At 63.9% G+C, this 17,358-nt stretch carries 16 protein-coding genes; 6 read left to right on the top strand and 10 right to left on the bottom strand.

Features of this window, described 5'->3' with window-relative positions:
- Positions 1-42: 42 nt before the first annotated feature.
- From ANI01nite_RS14715 to ANI01nite_RS14725, 4 genes are read right to left on the bottom strand one after another with little or no spacing between them, the layout of a single operon-like run.
- Entirely contained in the window at positions 43-585 is a 543-nt protein-coding gene (locus ANI01nite_RS14715) for a YaeQ family protein (protein ID WP_141358889.1), read from the bottom strand.
- Positions 586-638: 53 nt separating this feature from the next.
- Positions 639-794: a hypothetical protein gene (locus ANI01nite_RS16780; protein WP_158024695.1), complete on the bottom strand. Its 156-nt coding sequence runs from the start codon at positions 792-794 to the stop codon at positions 639-641.
- A 38-nt stretch (positions 795-832) separates the two neighbouring features.
- The gene (locus ANI01nite_RS14720) at positions 833-1,351 is read right to left on the bottom strand and encodes an NUDIX domain-containing protein (protein WP_170214664.1); all 519 of its coding nucleotides are present in this window, start codon (positions 1,349-1,351) and stop codon (positions 833-835) included.
- Positions 1,352-1,354: 3 nt separating this feature from the next.
- Positions 1,355-2,587 (bottom strand): MFS transporter, encoded by a 1,233-nt coding sequence (locus ANI01nite_RS14725; RefSeq protein WP_083586853.1) that lies wholly within the window; start codon positions 2,585-2,587, stop codon positions 1,355-1,357.
- 215 nt (positions 2,588-2,802) lie between these two features.
- Between ANI01nite_RS14725 and ANI01nite_RS14730 the strand changes: the two genes are divergently transcribed.
- The 4 genes from ANI01nite_RS14730 to narI are packed head-to-tail and all read left to right on the top strand — an operon-like array spanning position 2,803 to position 9,615.
- A complete protein-coding gene (locus ANI01nite_RS14730) occupies positions 2,803-6,522 on the top strand; it encodes a nitrate reductase subunit alpha (RefSeq protein ID WP_141358867.1) in 3,720 nt (1,239 codons plus the stop codon).
- Positions 6,519-8,156, top strand: coding sequence for a nitrate reductase subunit beta (gene narH / locus ANI01nite_RS14735; RefSeq protein ID WP_141358869.1), 1,638 nt, complete (start codon positions 6,519-6,521; stop codon positions 8,154-8,156). Before ANI01nite_RS14730 ends, narH begins: the two co-directional genes overlap by 4 nt.
- Positions 8,153-8,851, top strand: a complete 699-nt coding sequence (narJ, locus tag ANI01nite_RS14740) for a nitrate reductase molybdenum cofactor assembly chaperone (RefSeq protein WP_141358871.1) — start codon at positions 8,153-8,155, stop codon at positions 8,849-8,851. Before narH ends, narJ begins: the two co-directional genes overlap by 4 nt.
- Positions 8,848-9,615, top strand: a complete 768-nt coding sequence (gene narI, locus ANI01nite_RS14745) for a respiratory nitrate reductase subunit gamma (protein WP_141358873.1) — start codon at positions 8,848-8,850, stop codon at positions 9,613-9,615. Before narJ ends, narI begins: the two co-directional genes overlap by 4 nt.
- Before the next feature lie 65 nt (positions 9,616-9,680).
- Here narI and ANI01nite_RS14750 read toward each other — a convergent pair whose 3' ends face one another.
- From ANI01nite_RS14750 to modA, 5 genes are read right to left on the bottom strand one after another with little or no spacing between them, the layout of a single operon-like run.
- A complete protein-coding gene (locus ANI01nite_RS14750; RefSeq protein ID WP_141358875.1) occupies positions 9,681-10,553 on the bottom strand; it encodes an NTP transferase domain-containing protein in 873 nt (290 codons plus the stop codon).
- On the bottom strand, positions 10,550-11,797 hold the full coding sequence (locus tag ANI01nite_RS14755; RefSeq protein WP_141358877.1) for a molybdopterin molybdotransferase MoeA: 1,248 nt from the start codon (positions 11,795-11,797) through the stop codon (positions 10,550-10,552). Before ANI01nite_RS14755 ends, ANI01nite_RS14750 begins: the two co-directional genes overlap by 4 nt.
- Positions 11,794-12,546, bottom strand: coding sequence for an ATP-binding cassette domain-containing protein (locus tag ANI01nite_RS14760; protein WP_141358879.1), 753 nt, complete (start codon positions 12,544-12,546; stop codon positions 11,794-11,796). Before ANI01nite_RS14760 ends, ANI01nite_RS14755 begins: the two co-directional genes overlap by 4 nt.
- Positions 12,543-13,349: an ABC transporter permease gene (locus ANI01nite_RS14765; protein WP_141358881.1), complete on the bottom strand. Its 807-nt coding sequence runs from the start codon at positions 13,347-13,349 to the stop codon at positions 12,543-12,545. The genes ANI01nite_RS14760 and ANI01nite_RS14765 overlap by 4 nt, the downstream gene beginning before the upstream one ends.
- A complete protein-coding gene (modA, locus tag ANI01nite_RS14770; RefSeq protein WP_141358883.1) occupies positions 13,342-14,121 on the bottom strand; it encodes a molybdate ABC transporter substrate-binding protein in 780 nt (259 codons plus the stop codon). Before modA ends, ANI01nite_RS14765 begins: the two co-directional genes overlap by 8 nt.
- 134 nt (positions 14,122-14,255) lie before the next feature.
- Here modA and moaA point away from each other — a divergent pair, with 134 nt between their 5' ends.
- The gene (moaA, locus tag ANI01nite_RS14775; protein WP_141358885.1) at positions 14,256-15,296 is read left to right on the top strand and encodes a GTP 3',8-cyclase MoaA; all 1,041 of its coding nucleotides are present in this window, start codon (positions 14,256-14,258) and stop codon (positions 15,294-15,296) included.
- Here moaA and ANI01nite_RS14780 read toward each other — a convergent pair.
- Positions 15,293-15,838 carry a DinB family protein gene (locus ANI01nite_RS14780; RefSeq protein WP_170214665.1) on the bottom strand — a complete coding sequence of 182 codons (546 nt, stop codon included), beginning with the start codon at positions 15,836-15,838 and terminating at the stop codon, positions 15,293-15,295. The genes moaA and ANI01nite_RS14780 overlap by 4 nt on opposite strands.
- 104 nt (positions 15,839-15,942) lie before the next feature.
- Between ANI01nite_RS14780 and ANI01nite_RS14785 the strand changes: the two genes are divergently transcribed.
- A complete protein-coding gene (locus tag ANI01nite_RS14785) occupies positions 15,943-16,908 on the top strand; it encodes a helix-turn-helix transcriptional regulator (protein ID WP_141358887.1) in 966 nt (321 codons plus the stop codon).
- Positions 16,909-17,358 lie beyond the last annotated feature (450 nt).

Raw genomic sequence — 17,358 nt, forward strand, 5'->3', positions numbered from 1 at the left:
GACGGCGGCGGCACACTGAGCTAAATCAGAGATTAACCTTTGCTACTCAATCTCATGCGAGCTGAACTGCGTTTCCAGATTCGTTCCATTCAATTCAAGATAGATTTGCCCCTCGGTTACCGAGACAGACATGGTGTTGCGGCGTGTCAGTGCCTGGGTTGCCGCATCGACGAACTGGGGGTCGAAGGAACGCACCGTGATCTGTTCCGACTGGTGGATCGTCTTTCCACGCCAGGAGGCCAGAAGCTTGGCAGGGTCGCGATGCGTGTAGACGGCGGTGCGCCCTGCCCGCTTGCTTCCCGTATGCAGCCGCTGGGCATCAGGAGCACCCACTTCAATCCACGCGGTGATCAGGCCGGTCAGATCCTTGACCAAGATGGCAGGCTCTTCCCCGGTGGAAACTCCGCCGGCCGAGAAGGAGATGCCTTCCTCGTATTCGAGGCAGTAGGCCAGCACGCGGGTAACCAGATAGGCATCGGTTTCCGAAGGGTGCTGCGCAACCCGCAGGGAAATATCCTCGTACACCCCGCGATCCACATCAGCAAGCTGGATTTCAAAGGTGTGCATAGTCGCGCCGATAGCCATAGTCATCGAGTTTACCGCGAATGCCATGGCCCGTCCGACGAGCAGCCGGCTTTCTAGGCTTTCGCCCCGCGGCTTCGAACTACGAAGAAGCCTGCCAGCGAAGACAAGCTGGCCACGGCTGCAACTATGCCAACCAGCAGATTCCCGCCAATTGATAGTATTGAAAACGCAGCAAAAAGGATCGCGGAAACAATGAACAGGGTTTTCATAACTAGACCCTAACTGACCCAGCGCGCAAATGATTGATCTATCCAGCAGATGGGAACTTTCCATCCAGGTCTTTGAGCCATTGGCCAAAGAGCTCAACAGCATCGGGCATATAGCTGCCGGGGTTCCGCTCAATGTCTGCCAGCAGCTCACGATGCTCCATCCAGCGTCCGCTAGCGACTTCCTCAGCTTGCAGGCTGAGCTCCCCGCGGGCAACCGTCCAATACCGAAAAGCCCGGTACCGGGTATGCGCATCTGCGTAGTTCTCTGGTTCCAAGCGCACGAGCTCGCTGTCGATGCCCAATTCTTCCTGGGCTTCGCGTATTGCTGATTCATCGGGATTTTCGCCTGCTTGAATCACACCGCCAGCGGTGAAATCGAAGAGTCCGGGGTACACGTCTTTGGTCATCGTGCGCTCATGCACAAAGACCTCGCCCTGCGGGTTGAACACCAGAATCCCGGTAGCGCCATGACGCAGATTTTCCGCTCTGACGCGTGAGCGCGGAGCTTGCCCGATTACCTGCCCGTGCTCATCAAATAACGCTGCTTGTTCTTCCACGATTCATTTTCCATCACGGGCCCTGGTGCCGCGCAGCATGCCGGCAACCACCAAGGCGAAAGTTCCCACGAGCACCAGCAGCCAGAGACCTAAAGCGTAGGAGTTGGATTCGGCATGGTAGGTGGCGCCCATGGCCAGCGGCGGGAAGTAACCGCCCAGGCCACCGGCAGCCGCCACGACACCGGAAACGGCGCCAACCTTTTCCGGAGGTGTCGACGGGCCTATCCAAGCAAAGACCGCGCCCATTCCAAGGCCCATGGCCGAAGCCATCAAGATGAAGGTAACACCGGTCAGGATGCCTTCAGCAGGTTGCTGTCCAACAATATAGGCGAGCGAAACGATGCCGGCCAGCGAGATCAGCGCAATGACTTTCGGACCGAATTTGTCGGCCAGCACGCCGCCGACAGGTCGAGCAATCACTGCGGCCACAGCGAACAACGCCGTACGGGTACCGGCACCGATCGGGTCGACATTCTCCGGGTAGATGGTCATCAGGTATTTGGGCAAGAAGGTCGAAAATGCGACAAAACCGCCAAAGACTATTCCGTAGAGGAAGGACATTTCCCATGTAATAGCCAGCTTCAATGCACCGAAAACCTTCGGGAACAGCGGTTGGCTGCTCGGCTTCCATGCCGGAGACTCGCGCATCAAGAACCACACCAGGATCGCGGCGGCGAGCAGAAGACCGGCCAGGAACAGGTGGGTTCCCCAGTAGCCGAAATCTTGCAGCAGACGAGGTGTCTGGAAGGCCGAAATGGCGGTGCCAATCATTCCCATGCCAAAGATGCCGTTGGCGAAGCCGCGCCTATTGGCCGGATACCAGGCACTGGCGAAGGGGACGCCCACTGCAAAGATCGAACCGCCAACACCAAGGTAGGTTCCTGCGATAATCAGCAGCGCAAAACTGCCTATGCTGCCGGCGAGCGCCACCAGCAGCACCGCCGGAATCGTCGCCAGCAGCACGGCGGTGAACATTTTCCGGGCACCAAAGCGGTCGGTCAGCGCACCGGTGAAAATGCGTCCGATAGCGCCTACGAGCACCGGTGTAGCCAGCATCAGGGACACCTGTCCCTCGCTCAGATCCATCCCCTCGGCATAGAAACGCTGGATCGGTGAAATCAGCATCCATGCCCAGAAGCCCACGGCGCTTGCGAAAGTGGCCAGCAGCAGTTGGAAGAATCCTCCCCGCAAATCGGGCTCATTCACAGTGGTGTTTGCGTCAGATCCTGCGCTCATTGGACCCCCTGGTCGCACGGTTCAAGTAACGTCGAAGAGCCTTTTAAGCCAGTAGTCTATTCCTTCCCATCATGAAATTGGAAGAGTTATTCCGGTTAATTATTTACCGGATGACAAGGAAAAATATTAACGGATAATTCTGGAAAATACTCTTGAAACTCGCGATCCAAAAGGCGAAGCTAGGGATACTAGCCACAGTTGGAGGAGATCCGCCAATGAGCGATAGTCCAAACCACACACAGCCTGCCACTGATGGACCGATTGCTGATTCACTGCTTTCGATGGGAAAGTTCCTGCGCCGCGGTGACACCAGTGACGACCTGCGTGCCATGTTCCTGCAGGGAGGGCGCAAGGGCGATGTCTTCTACCGGGACCGATGGTCCCATGACAAGGTGGTGCGCTCGACCCACGGGGTGAACTGCACCGGCTCCTGCTCCTGGAAGGTCTACGTCAAAGACGGAATCATCACCTGGGAAACGCAGCAGACCGACTATCCCTCGGTTGGCCCTGATTCCCCTGAATACGAGCCGCGCGGCTGCCCGCGTGGCGCGGCGTTCAGCTGGTACACCTACTCCCCGACCCGCGTGCGCTTCCCCTACATCCGCGATGTGCTCGCCGAGCTGTACCGCAGCGCGAAGCAGGAGCACCCGGATCCGGTCGATGCCTGGGCATCGATTGTCGAGGACCCTGCCAAGGCCAAGCGCTACAAGAAGGCCCGCGGCAAGGGCGGGCTGATCCGCACCACGTGGGATGAAGCACTGGAAATCGCCAGTGCGGCGCAGGTCTATTCGGTGAAGAAGTACGGGCCGGACCGCATTGCAGGCTTCTCCCCCATCCCAGCCATGTCGATGGTCTCCCATGGGGCCGGCTCGCGCTACATGAATCTGGTCGGCGGCACCATGCTCTCCTTCTACGATTGGTACGCAGATCTTCCGGTCGCCAGCCCGCAGGTCTTCGGCGACCAGACCGACGTGCCGGAATCGGCCGACTGGTGGAACTCGCAGTACCTGATCATGTGGGGCTCCAATGTGCCGGTGACCCGCACCCCGGATGCGCACTTCATGGCCGAGGCTCGCTACAAGGGCACCAAGGTGGTCACGGTATCACCGGACTACACGGACAACACCAAGTTCGCCGACGAATGGGTGGCTCTGCAGCCCGGCACCGATGCGGCGTTGGGCTTGTCCATGGGGCATGTGATCCTCAAGGAGCACTACGTCGACAAGCGCACCAAGGCTTTCGAGGACTACATGCTGTGCTTCACCGATTCCCCGTTCCTGGTGGAAATCGATGCGGCCACCGGCACACCGGTGCCTGGCAAGTTCCTCACCGCCACCGACCTCGGGATGTCCGAGGAACAGAACGCAGACTTCAAGCCTGCCCTGCTGGACATGGATGGCAACGCCCGGGTTCCGCGCGGCACCCTGGGCCACCGCTACTCCGAACAGGACAAGGGGCAGTGGAATCTGGACCTGGGCGATATCACCCCTGCCCTGTCGGTCATGGACCTGGACAGCTGGGATGGCGCAACGGCAGAAATCAGCCTGCCGCGCTTCGATCTGGCCCCGGAGGCCGGGCAGGAGCATGCCGGAGGCTCGGGTGTCGTGCAGCGTGGCGTCCCGGTGGTGCAGCTTGCCGGCAAGACGCTGACCACGGTCTTCGATTTGATGCTCGCCCAGTACGGTGTGGGCCGCGAGTCCCTTCCCGGCCAGTGGCCAACTGATTTCATGGACGCTTCCACGGTCGGCACCCCTGCCTGGCAGGAGGAGCATACCGGGGTTCCGCCAGAGCAGGCCATCCGCATTGCCCGCGAATTCGCCGATACCGCAGAGAAATCCGGCGGCCGTTCGATGATCCTGATGGGTGCCGGCACCAACCACTGGTTCCATTCTGACACGATCTACCGCACCTTCCTGGCGCTGACCATGATGACCGGCTGCCAGGGCGTGAACGGCGGCGGCTGGGCGCACTATGTGGGCCAGGAAAAGGTCCGTCCGCTTACCGGCTATCAGCAGTATGCTTCGGCCGGAGACTGGAACCGCCCGCCGCGCCACACCATCGGCACCGCCTTCTGGTACCTGGCAACCGACCAGTGGCGCTACGACGGCCTGCCGGCCAACCAGCTGGCCTCGCCGCTGGCCAAGGGCCAATTCGACGGGCGCACCACCGCGGACTGCCTGGTCGAGTCGATCAAGCGTGGCTGGATGCCGGACTACCCGACCTTCAACCGCAATCCGCTGGACCTGGTGGATGAGGCCGAAGCGGCCGGCAAGGATCCGGCGGCGCATGTGGTCGATTCGCTGAACGACGGCTCGCTGTCCTTCGCCTGCGAGGCCCCCGACGCCCCGGAGAACTTCCCGCGGGTCGTGCTGATCTGGCGGGCTAACATCCTCGGCTCCTCCGGCAAGGGCAATGAGTACTTCCTCAAGCACCTGCTGGGCACCGATGCGTCGGTACGCGCCCCGGAAGCTGCCGTTGGCCACCGCCCGGTGGACATCGCCTGGCACGATGAGGCACCGGAAGGAAAGCTGGATTTGCTGGCCACCGCGGATTTCCGGATGACCAGCACCACCTTGTTCTCGGATCTGGTCTTCCCGGCGGCAACCTGGTACGAGAAATACGATTTGTCCTCGACGGACATGCATCCGTTCATCCACTCCTTCAACCCGGCCATTTCCCCTCCATGGCAGACGAAGACCGATTTCGAGCTGTTCGGGTCCATGGCCAAGCGCTTCGGCGAGTACTCCGCCAAGCACCTGGGTGTGCGCAAGGACCTGGTGGCGTCCCCGCTGCAGCATGACACCCCGGATGCCATGGCCACCGTCAAGGGCAAGGTGGCGCAGGACGCCCCGCTGGTTCCGGGACTGAGCATGCCCAAGCTGAAGGTCGTGGAACGCGACTACCCGAACCTCTACCGGCAGTGGAGCACCTTAGGTCCGCTGACGCAGGAACTGGGCATGGTCACCAAGGGCATCAATTACCGCGTGGGTCCCGAGATCGAGGCGCTCAAGTACGCCAACGGGGTCTCGGCCACCGGCGCGGTGCTGCTGGATACCGACAAGAAGGCCTGCGAGATGATCCTCGCTTTCTCCGGCACCTCCAACGGGCGCCTGGCCACCGCAGGCTTCAAGCAGCTCGAGGAGCATACCGGGCAGAAGATGGCCTTCCTCTCCGAGGAGCATGAGGGCTCGCGGATTTCCTTCCACGATGTGCAGGTCCAGCCGCGCAGCGTCATCACCTCCCCGGAGTGGTCCGGCTCGGAGCACGGCGGGCGGCGCTACACCGCGTTCGCGATCAACGTCGAGCAGCTCAAGCCCTTCCACACGCTGACCGGGCGGATGCACTTCTACCTGGACCACGACTGGATGCAGGAACTGGGCGAGTCGCTGCCGGTCTACCGGCCGCCGCTGGACATGCACCGGCTGTTCAACGACGCCAAGCTGGGCGCCACCGGCCAGCACGAGTCGGGCAATGCCGAGGTAGCGGTGCGCTATCTGACCCCGCATTCGAAGTGGTCCATCCACTCCGAGTACCAGGACAACCTGTTCATGCTCTCGCTCTCCCGCGGCGGGCCGACCATCTGGATGTCCCCGCAGGACGCGGCGAAGATCGGGGTGAAGGACAACGAGTGGATCGAGTCCTACAACCGCAACGGCGTGGTGGTCGCCCGCGCGATCGTCTCTCACCGCATGCCCGAAGGCACGGTGTACATGTACCACGCGAAGGACCGCACGGTGGATGTTCCGATCGCGGAAACCAGCGGCAAGCGCGGCGGCATCCACAACTCGCTGACCCGCATCCTGATGAAGCCCAGCCACCTGATTGGCGGCTACGGCCAGTTGGCCTGGGCATTCAACTATCTCGGCCCCACCGGAAACCAGCGCGACGAGGTCACCACGATCCGCCGCCGTAGCCAGGAGGTGCAGTACCGATGAAGGTCATGGCCCAGATGTCCATGGTGATGAACCTGGACAAGTGCATCGGCTGCCACACCTGTTCGGTCACCTGCAAGCAGGCATGGACCAACCGCACCGGCGTGGAGTATGTCTGGTTCAACAATGTGGAGACGCGTCCCGGCGTGGGCTACCCGCGCACCTACGAGGACCAGGAGAAATGGCGCGGCGGCTGGACGCTGAACAAGCGCGGCCGACTGACCCTGCGCGATGGCGGTCGCTTCAAGAAGATCAGCCGCATCTTCTCCAACCCGAAGCTGCCCGAGATCCACGACTACTACGAGCCGTGGACCTACGACTACGACATGCTGCTGAACTCGCCCTCCGGCGAGCACATCCCGGTAGCCACCCCGAAGTCGCTGCTCACCGGCAAGGACATGAAGATCGGCTGGTCGGCGAACTGGGACGACAACTTGGGCGGCTCGCTGGAGACCATGGACCAGGATCCGCTGCTGGCCAAGATGAGCGAGGAGGTGAAGGCCGAGTACGAGAAGGCCTTCATGTTCTACCTGCCGCGCATCTGCGAGCACTGCCTGAACCCCTCCTGCGTGGCCTCCTGCCCCTCCGGGGCGATGTACAAGCGGGCCGAGGACGGGATCGTGCTGGTGGACCAGGATGGCTGCCGCGGCTGGCGGATGTGCGTCTCCGGCTGCCCCTATAAGAAGGTCTACTTCAACCACCGCACCGGCAAGGCCGAGAAGTGCACCTTCTGCTACCCGCGCGTGGAAGTCGGGCTGCCGACCGTCTGCGCCGAGACCTGCGTGGGCCGCCTGCGCTACCTGGGGCTGGTGCTCTACGATGCCGACGCGGTAGCCGCCGCGGCCAGCGTCACCGACGAGCACGAGCTGCTCGACGCCCAGCGCAATGTCCTGCTGGACCCGAACGACCCGGCAGTCATCGAGGCCGCCCGCGCCGAAGGCATCCCGGAAGACTGGATCGCCGCCGCCCAGGCCAGCCCGATCTGGAAGCTGATCCGCGACTACCAGGTAGCCTTGCCGCTGCACCCTGAGTACCGCACCATGCCGATGGTCTGGTACATCCCGCCGCTGTCCCCAGTAGTGGACGTGGTCACCAATACCGGCAACGACGGCGAGGACGCCAACAACCTCTTCGCCGCCATCGACAAGCTGCGCATCCCGATCGGCTACCTGGCCGAGCTGTTCACCGCCGGGGACACCGCCCCGGTAGATCTGGCCCTGCGCAAGCTGGCAGCCATGCGCTCCTACATGCGCGGCATCTCGCTGGATGATGTGCGCGACGAGTCAATCGCGCTGGCGGTGGGAATGGACGGGCCGGCCATGGAGGAAATGTACCGGCTGCTGGCCATCGCCAAGTACGAGGAACGCTACGTGATCCCGCCGGCCCACGCCGAGCAGGCGCACGACCTGGAGGAAATGGGCTGCTCGCTGGACTTCGAGGGCGGCCCTGGCATGGGCGGGGCAGGCCCGTTCGGTTCCTCCTCGGGCGAGTCGGTGCCGGTGGCGGTGGAGAATTTCCACTCGCTGAAGAACCGGCAGACCGCGGACCGGCCTTCCAGCCCGGGACGCGTGAACCTGCTGAACTGGGACGGCAACGGCCGGCCCGAGGGACTCTTTCCACCGGAGGATGAAAAGTGATTCCCCGACTGTTCAACCGGGGCACCCCGCGCCGCCGGCTGCCGGGCGCCCTCGAACCGGTGTCCATGGCCCGCGGGGAACGCGCCCAGGTGCACATGCTGGTCTCCCTGCTGCTGGATTACCCGGATGCTGCATGGTTCGCCCGGCTGCCCGAACTGGAGCGCCATCTGGGTGCGGTGCCGAAGCCGCTGGCCGGCCTGCTGGCCGAGTTCATCGATGCCTCCACCGAGCTGGGTGCCGCCGAGGTGCAGCGCCGCTACGTGCAGACCTTCGATTTGAAGCGCAAGTGCAGCTTGTACCTGAGCTATTTCGCCACCGGGGATACCCGCAAGCGCGGCACCGCGCTGGTGACCTTCATCGAGGCGTACCGGGCCGCGGGCTGGGAATTCGAGGCCGAGGAGCTGCCGGACTATTTGCCGGCCGTGCTGGAATTCTCCGCACGCAGCGATGACCCGATCGCCGAGGCACTGCTCGCGGCGCACATCGAGGGCATCGAGGTGCTGCGCGCCGCACTGGAATCCATGGACAGCCACTGGGCGCCGCTGGTCCGCTGCGTCACCCTGTCCTTGCCGCCAGTCGACCTGGAAACGCAGGAACGGGTGCTGGCCCTGGTCAGCGAGGGACCGCCGACGGAAACCGTCGGATTGTCCTTCCTGGGAAATCTTCCGCCATTCAGCCCGAGGGGGAACGGATGAGTACGTCAGCGATTCTGCTCTGGGTCGTGCTGCCCTATGCCTGCGCGGTGGTGTTCATCGTCGGGCACATCTGGCGCTACCGCTACGACAAATTCGGCTGGACCACGCGGTCGAGCCAGACCTATGAGAACCGGCTGCTGCGCTGGGGCTCGCCCATGTTCCACCTGGGCATCCTGATGGTGATTGCCGGGCACGTGGTCGGCCTGCTGATTCCACGCGAATGGCTGTACGCCATCGGGATCAACGAGCATATCTACCACCTCGGGGCCACCTGGCTCGGTACCGCGGCGGCCGTCCTGACGCTGGCCGGCCTGGCGATCCTGATCTACCGCCGCCGCACGGTGGGCCCGGTGTTCCTCGCAACGACCCCGATGGATAAGATCATGTACGTGTTCCTGGGAGCCACGTTGTTCTTCGGCACCTTGGCGACGGTCGTGTACCAGGTCTTCGGGCCTGGCTATTCCTACCGTGAATCGATCTCGCCGTGGATCCGGCAGATGATCATCTTCCAGCCGCACCCGGAAATGATGCTGGAGGTGCCGCTCTTCTTCCAGCTGCATGTGATCACCGCTTGCCTGCTGTTCGCGCTGTGGCCGTTCACCCGGCTGGTGCACGTATTCTCGGCGCCGATCCCGTACTTCTTCCGCCCCTACATCGTGTACCGCTCGCGGGATGATTCCCGTGGCGCCGGCAGCCGTCCGATCCGCCGCGGCTGGGATCCGATCACCACGCCGCCGCAGACCCGCGGCCGGCGCAGCCGGTAGCACCGCGGGTTGCCGGCTGTCCGGAGAATTGCGGTTCCGGGGAGGCTGCGAGCAGCAGGACTAGGCTATTCGTCCGGGTGCTCGTCAGCCCAGCGGTGGGCGCGCGAGACCAATCGCTCGGATAAGCCAGACAGCTCACCCTTGCCGCTGCCCATGGCCAGGCCGAGCAGGAAGGTGCTCAGCGGGGCTGCCGGCCGGGCGACCTCGTGGGCTACATGCTTGGCAACATCGAGCACGGTGGCGATATCCACTTCGCCGGAGTCTAAGCCCAATTCCTTGGCGGCTGCTTCCAGCCAATCGTTCAATGCTTCTGGCGGCAGGTGCTGTGCCATGGCTTCCCTTCCATTCTTGCGGGCGCCTTCCAGCGCCTGCGGCGTATCTATGTCACTGCTGATTCCATCATCCACCTGTACCCGTGCCAACTGCAGCTGGTTCAAGGCGCGGCGCACCGGAGCATTGACCAGGTCCGCGCCTAGTTGGGCGCAGATGGCCGCCAGTGCCGAGGTGCGGTAGATTCCTGCCAGCCACTGGGTGTGGCCTTCCGCGTCGACCAGCAGCAGGCCGTCGGCTGCGCGTTGCCCATAGCCACCGATTAACGCGCTGGCCACAGCAACCGGACGTTGCAGGTCGCAGGCCAGAACCATGGTCCATTCCGCGTTTGCGCTGCCAGCAAGTTCGGCTAGTCCGGCGGCGATTCCCGCCAGCGGACCGGCAAATGGCGGGTCCTCGCGGATCACGGAATCGGCTTGGGTACCGGTGGATTCCGGGCCAACCACAACCACCCTGCACGCCCCGGTTTTGCGGGCGGCGGCGACCACGCGGTCAACCAGGCGTTGGCCGTGCAGCTGGATTTCAGCTTTGCCCTCGCCTCCGAGACGCGTGCCCCTGCCGCCGGCCAGCACCAGGGCGTTGAAGCCGGGAAGCTGTGCGGCGCTCATGGGATCATCCTCAGTACTTCGACTTCATCGCCCGGGTTGACCCGGTCGATGCCCGCCGGGACCAGGGCATAACCTTCGGCGGCGCCGAAGCCGCCCACCGAGTGGGAGATGCTGCTGGCTTGGACTGCCGGGGCGCACCGCAGTTGTTCCCCGTGCTCGAAGACGACGGGAATGACTTGCAGGCGTCCGGCCGCCGCTTTCCAGCCCACCGCGGCGATGGCGCGCAAGGTTGGGCGCAGCACCTCGCGGTGCCCTTGCATGGCCCGCAGGCAGGGGCGGACGAATAATTCGAAGCTGACCGCTGCGCTGACCGGGTTGCCGGGCAGGGCGAAGACCATCGCTCCGGCCTGCAAGCGTCCAGCGCATTGCGGCTGGCCGGGGCGGATCTTCACCCGGGCCGCCTGCACCCCGGGTTCGGCATCCAGCACCTGGCGCATCACGTCATAGGCGCCCGGGCCGACTCCCCCGGTGCTCAGGATGGCGTCATGCGTGGAGCCGAGCACCTCCAGCTGTTCGCGGACCGCTGCGGTGTCATCCACGCAGTGCACCACGGTGGTTGCCTGGATCCCGGATTCGGCCAGCAGCCCTGCCATGAGCAGCGAGTTGGTTTCCGGGATCTGCCCGCGCGACAGCGCTGTACCGGGTTCAAGTAATTCCGCTCCGGTGATCAGCACCGCCACCTTCGGCGCGGTGCGCACCGGCAAGCTGCTGGCCCCGGCGGCAGCCAGGGCCGAAAGACGGGCGGCGGTGAGCTGCTCGCCGGCATGGGCCACCGGCTGGCCGGCGGCTTTGTCTTCGCCGCGGCGGCGCAGGTCCTTGCCCGGCTGCACCGGCACGTGGATCTGCACGGTCGCCGCATCCCAGCCGGTCACCGCGGCGGAGGTGTCCTCGATGCGCACCACCGCATCGGCATCGGACGGGATCGGGGCACCTGTCATGATCTTCACGCACTGACCCGGTTCCAGTTTCGGGTCCCAGCCGCTTCCGGCCGGCACTTCGCCAATGACGTCCAGCGCAACCGGCGCCGCAGCGGTATCCACCGAGCGCACCGCATAGCCGTCCATGGCCGAGTTGTCCCATAACGGCAGCGGATGCGTGGCGCGCACATCCTCGGCCAGCACCGCGCCGTGCAGTGCGGCAAAGCCTCCAGCCACCTCGATCTGCCGCGGGGCCAACGGCACAACCTGCGACAAAAGCCGATCACGGTGTACTTCAAGTTCCCCTGGCTGGATGCCGGTACTCATGGTTGCTCTTCCTGGATGCTCATCGGATGCTGTGCTGGCAAGGTGGCCGCCACCGCACGCACGAAGCGGTTGGCAGGTTCAGCGAAAACCTGCTGCACTGCTCCCTGCGCAATGATTCTTCCCCGCTCCAGCACCAGCAGGTCATCGGCGAGCGCCAGGGCATCGGCGGCCGAATGCGAGACGACAATGGCGCTGGTTCCGGTGCGTTCCAGCTCTTCGCGCACCAGGGCACGCATGTCCATGGCGGCTTCGACATCCAGCGAAGCGAAGGGCTCGTCGATCAGCAGGATCTTGGGCGCGGCGGCCAGGGCCCGGGCCAGCGCGATGCGCTGGCGCTGGCCGCCGGAGAGGGCCTCGGGCCGGTGCGTGGCGATTTCTTCCAGGCCCAGCCGCGCGATCCATTCGGCGGCCGCGGCCTTCGCCGCGGCCTTGTCAAGTCCCCCGGCCCGGGCGCCGAAGGCGATGTTCTTCAGCGCATCTTGGTGAGGGAACAGGTGCGGGTCCTGGCCCAGCAGGCCGACCTCGCGCAGGTGCGGCGGCCGGTGCTGCTTCGCATCGGCCAGCACGGTGCCGGAGAGCTCGATGCGCCCGGCGGCAATCTTCTGGATCCCGGCGATGGCATGCACAATGGTGGACTTGCCCGAGCCGCTGGGGCCCATCATCGCCAGCGTGCTGCCGGCAGGAACCTGGAATTCCACGTCCACGTCGAATCCGGTGCGAGGCACGCGCAGGGCAACCTCCAGTGTCATTTCAACGCCCCCGGACGCCAGGCGCGCGCCAGCAGCAGCACCACCACGGCGGTGGCCAGCAGCAATAGCGACAGGGCGACGGCTGAATCCCGTCCGGTGCCGGCCCCGTTGAACGCGGTGTAGATGGCCAGCGGCATGGTCTGGGTGATTCCCGGCGCGTTGCCGGCGAACAGCGCGGTGGCCCCGAATTCGCCGATGGCCCTCGCGAAGCACAGGATCACCCCGGCTACCAGGCCCGGGGCTGCCAGCGGCAAGGTGATGCGGGTGAGCACCATCCAGCGTCCGGCGCCCAGCGTGGCGGCTGCCTGCTCGTAGCCGGCGCCGGCGGCTCTGAGCGAGCCCTCCACGGAGAGCACCAGGAAGGGCAGGGCGACGAAACTCTGGGCGATGACAACCGCCGCGGTGGAGAAGGGCAGGGTGATCCCCCACAGGGAATCGATGAATTGGCCTATCGGGCTGGTGCGTCCGAAGAGGAAGAGCAGGGCAACGCCGCCAACCATCGGCGGCAGCACCAGCGGCACGGCGATCAGCGCGCGCAGCAGCTGCGCTATGCGGGCCGGGCTGCGGGCCATCAGCACCGCCAGCGGCACGCCAAGCAGCACGCACAGCACGGTGGCCGCCACCCCGGTGCGCAGGCTCAGCCACAGTGCCGAAAGGGCCTGGGGGCTGGTTGCATCGTCCACCAGCGTGGACCAGCTGGCGCGTGTGATAAGCGCCAGCAGCGGAAGCACCAGCAGCCCGACGCCCAGCAGTGCCGGCGCGATGGCGAAGCCGGGAACCCGTACCCCTGTATCGCTAGCCATTGGCCTGCTCGGCGCCGGTGCCGAAGCCGTGCTCGGCAAGGATCTGCTGGCCGCGCTCGCTGATCACGAAATCCATGAACGCCTGCGCGCCGGGATTCTCGCCGAGCGTCGTAATCGGATAGGTGTTCACGACGTCCTCGGCTCCTTCCGGGACAATCGAGGCGACGTTTTCTTCGTTGAGCACATCGGTGGCGTAGACCAGCCCGGCATCCGCTTCACCGGCGGCCACCTTCTGCAGCACCGCGGTGACGTTCTGCTCCTCGCTGGCCGGGGTCACCTGAACCCCTTGGTCTTCGAGCAGCTGGCGGGAGGCCGAGCCGCATGGCACCTGCTGCGCGCACAGCACCGTGGTGGCCTGCGCCAGGTCATCGAGCGAATCGATATCCGCCGGGTTGTCCTGCGGCACCGCGATCACCAGGGTGTTGCTGGCAAAGATCGCCGGCTCGTGGCCGAACCCGGCCTCGGTCACCTCGGACATGTTGCGTTCATCGGCCGAGGCGAAGACGTCCACGTCGGCGCCTTCGAGGATCTGCGTGGCCAGGGTCGAGGAGCCGTCGTAGGAGATGCTGGAAATCTTCACCTCCGGGTGTTCTGCGCTGAATTCTTCGGAGATCTGCTCGAAGGCGCTTTGCAGGGAGGCCGCCGCGGAGATGGTGATGGGTTCAATTGCTGCATCCTCGGATGAGGTGCTGGCCGAACAGCCCGCCACCGCCAGCACGGACACCGCTATTCCGGCAAGAACTCGGAACCGTGGGAAAGGGCGGTACTGCATGGGTCCTCCTTGAAATCGGGGCTGGTGCCAATGCTACCGTCCCGCCTGCCTTGCAGATCCATTTGCGTAGCTGATTTGTTACTTTCAGGTTAATCGTCTTCCACGCGAGGATACCGGAAGCTACTGTGGAGAGTATGAAAACACAAGCGGCCGACCCCCTGGGCGATGCCCGTGGGCGGCCCCTGCACGACCTGCGGATCTCGGTGACTGACCGTTGCAATTTCCGCTGCGTGTATTGCATGCCCAAAGAGATCTTCGGCCGCGATTTCGTCTTCCGCGAGCGCTCCGAGCTGCTCAGCTTCGAGGAAATCGAACGGCTGGCCCGTATCAGCGTTTCGCTGGGGGTCACCAAGCTGCGGCTGACCGGAGGCGAACCGCTGCTTCGCCGCGGCATCGTGGATCTGGTGGGCATGCTCGCCAAGCTGAAGACCCCGGAGGGCCAGCCGGTGGATTTGGCGATGACCACCAACGGCTCCGCGCTGCCGGTCATGGCCCAGCAGCTCAAGGACGCAGGGCTGCGCCGCGTCACCATCTCGCTGGATTCGCTGGATGACGAGAAATTCAAGGCGATCAATGACGTGGATTTCCCGGTCTCCCGGGTGCTGCACGCCATCGACGTGGCCCGCGAAGTGGGCCTGGGTCCGGTGAAGATCAATACCGTGGTCAAGCGCGGGGTCAACGACTCGGAAATCCTGTCGCTGGCCGAGCACTTCCGCGGCACTGGAGCGATCCTGCGCTTCATCGAATACATGGATGTGGGCACCACCAACGGCTGGAAGCTGGACGAGGTGCTGCCCTCCTCCGAGGTCGTGGCCATGGTCAATAAGCGCTGGGCGCTGGAACCGGTCAGCAAGACAGAGCCGGGCGAAACCGCCAACCGCTGGCGCTACACCGACGGTGCCGGGGAGATCGGCGTGATCTCCAGTGTCACCAATGCCTTCTGCGGCAATTGCTCGCGTGCCCGGGTCTCGGCCGAAGGCCAGCTGTACACCTGCCTGTTCGCCGGATCCGGCTATGACCTGCGCGCCCTGATGCGCGACGGCATCAGCGATGAGGAGTTGGCCAACGCGCTGGCAGGGCACTGGCGCAAGCGCGATGACAACTATTCGGAACTGCGCGCCGCGCTGACCCCGGGCAACCGCAAGCGCATCGAGATGTCCTACATCGGGGGCTAGCCCATCGATTTCTGCCCGTCCAGGGATTCGCGGATGATGTCCGCATGCCCTGCATGCTGCGTGGTTTCGGCAATGATGTGCAACAGGGTGCGGCGCACCGACCAGTGCGTGTCGGTGAACCACGGGGCGGAGGGCAATTCGTAAACCGCGTCCAGGTCGATTTTTGCCAGCAGGGCATCGGTCCGCTCGGCTACCAGTGCGTAGTTTTGCAGGAGCCCGACCAACGTCTCGTTTGGCTGCATGTTGAATTCGTTCTGGAAGGCTTCGATCATCTCCGAGGTCGGTTCGGAGAAGTCAATGCCATCCCAGGCCATGGCGGCTCGTCCTTTGACCATGAATTCCTGCCATTGCTTCTCGACTCCGGTCACGTGCTTGACCAGCCCGCCGAGGGTCAACTCGCTGACGGTGGTTCGAGTGGCGGCCTGCTCGTCGGTCAGGTTCTGGGTGGTGACCCGCAGGAAATGCCGGGCATTGGCCAGGGCCTGGAACAGGTCGGCGCGTTCCCCGGTGAGGGTGGTGTTGGTGATGGCCATGGTGCTCATGGTTGCCTCCTGGCATAAGCTGCAGCCGGTATTTCCAGCTGGTAGTCACCAGAGTAGTAGTGGAAAGTGCCAGTTTTTGTCCTAAATCAAGGCAGACTTGTTGCATGAGTACCAGCACCAGATTCTTGCGCTTGCTGTCCCTGTTGCAGACCCACCGCTACTGGTCCGGGGACGAGCTGGCTGAACGCTTGGACGTCAGCCTGCGCACCGTTCGCCGCGACATCGACCGGCTGCGCGACTTGGGCTACCCGGTGCAGGCGGATCGCGGTGTGGGCGGCGGCTACCAGCTGTCCTCTGGCGCCGCGCTGCCTCCGTTGGTGCTTGACGACGAGGAAGCGGTCGCGCTGGTTGTCGGACTGCAGTCGACGGTCCACGGCGGCGAGGATGCGCTTGCCGAGGCGGGGCTGCGTGCCCTGTCCAAGGTGGTCCCGGTGCTCCCGTCCAAGCTCCGGCAGCGAGTGCAGGCGCTGGCTACCAGCACCGTCCCGCTGAACTCCCCTTCGTCCTCACCTGGTCCCGTGGACCCGGCAGTTCTGGTGGCTTTTGCCCAGGCATGCCGCGACCATGAGCGAATTGCCTTCGACTACAAGGATGCCAAAGGAGTTGCGAGCTCGCGCAGGGTCGAGCCGGCCCAGCTGGTGAATGTCGGCAACCGCTACTACCTGGTGGCCTTCGATCTGGATCGCGATGATTGGCGCAGTTTCCGCGTGGACCGCGCCGAGAACGCAAACCCCCGCGCCTTGCGCTTTGCCCCTCGGCAGATCCCCGGCGGCGATGCAGCCCAATTTGTACGCGAGGGGCTGCGCGGCGCTGGAGTGCAACCAGTCAGCGCACGGGTGCACGCCAGCTCGGAGACGCTGGCACCGCGCATTGGCCGTTGGTTTGAGATTCAGCAGATAGATGAGGACAGTTGCATGGTGCGCACCGAAAATGCCGACCTGCGGTGGGCGGCTTTCGGCCTGGCGCTGAGCGAAGCGCCGGTCAGCGAGGTTCGGCCGGAAGAGCTGCGAATCCTCCTGGATTCGTGGACGAAATATCTCAGCTCACATCCACAGCGACATGCAAAATGATCGGTCACTCTATATTTCTTGAAATTAGTACGCGTTACTCCCTCAATCGAGGCCCTTCTTGATGCATCACCAGCTTCCCTACATCAGAAGCAGATATGAAGAGCCAGTTCAGCACTAGTTCTGGAACTATACTGCGCGCATTCTTGAAGGCTTGGAAGTGGCACTCGCTAAGCTTCGTGGTTGCTAAGCACTGGGCACGACATAGGTCAGACTAAAAATAGTTCCCATATTCGGCCATCCGCTCTTCAAATTCCGCTTGAATAGTCTAGGCAGTCTCAACTTTCATGTATCGACAGGTAGGCGCGCTACAACTATGACGCCGGACATAGTTCTAGCGGAGCTCGAGGTAAGTCATCAGATACCAATCGTCGTTCGCCATTGCCTCGTAAAGCGCGAGCTCCCACGAATTCTCTCTTCCGCCAGATTGCTGAAAAGCTGTCGTCGTTAAAT

Origin of the sequence: Glutamicibacter nicotianae (assembly GCF_006539525.1) — a bacterium.
Taxonomy (GTDB): Bacteria; Actinomycetota; Actinomycetes; order Actinomycetales; family Micrococcaceae; genus Glutamicibacter; species Glutamicibacter nicotianae.

Coding starts and splice junctions, on each gene's coding strand:
- ANI01nite_RS14725 (WP_083586853.1), bottom strand. CDS start 2,587: ATGAGCGCAGGATCTGACGCAAACACCACTGTGAATGAGCCCGATTTG.
- ANI01nite_RS14750 (WP_141358875.1), bottom strand. CDS start 10,553: ATGAGCGCCGCACAGCTTCCCGGCTTCAACGCCCTGGTGCTGGCCGGC.
- ANI01nite_RS14765 (WP_141358881.1), bottom strand. CDS start 13,349: ATGGCTAGCGATACAGGGGTACGGGTTCCCGGCTTCGCCATCGCGCCG.
- narI (WP_141358873.1), top strand. CDS start 8,848: ATGAGTACGTCAGCGATTCTGCTCTGGGTCGTGCTGCCCTATGCCTGC.
- ANI01nite_RS14730 (WP_141358867.1), top strand. CDS start 2,803: ATGAGCGATAGTCCAAACCACACACAGCCTGCCACTGATGGACCGATT.
- ANI01nite_RS14760 (WP_141358879.1), bottom strand. CDS start 12,546: ATGACACTGGAGGTTGCCCTGCGCGTGCCTCGCACCGGATTCGACGTG.
- ANI01nite_RS14785 (WP_141358887.1), top strand. CDS start 15,943: ATGAGTACCAGCACCAGATTCTTGCGCTTGCTGTCCCTGTTGCAGACC.
- ANI01nite_RS14755 (WP_141358877.1), bottom strand. CDS start 11,797: ATGAGTACCGGCATCCAGCCAGGGGAACTTGAAGTACACCGTGATCGG.
- narH (WP_141358869.1), top strand. CDS start 6,519: ATGAAGGTCATGGCCCAGATGTCCATGGTGATGAACCTGGACAAGTGC.
- ANI01nite_RS14780 (WP_170214665.1), bottom strand. CDS start 15,838: ATGAGCACCATGGCCATCACCAACACCACCCTCACCGGGGAACGCGCC.
- ANI01nite_RS16780 (WP_158024695.1), bottom strand. CDS start 794: ATGAAAACCCTGTTCATTGTTTCCGCGATCCTTTTTGCTGCGTTTTCA.
- moaA (WP_141358885.1), top strand. CDS start 14,256: ATGAAAACACAAGCGGCCGACCCCCTGGGCGATGCCCGTGGGCGGCCC.
- ANI01nite_RS14715 (WP_141358889.1), bottom strand. CDS start 585: ATGGCTATCGGCGCGACTATGCACACCTTTGAAATCCAGCTTGCTGAT.
- modA (WP_141358883.1), bottom strand. CDS start 14,121: ATGCAGTACCGCCCTTTCCCACGGTTCCGAGTTCTTGCCGGAATAGCG.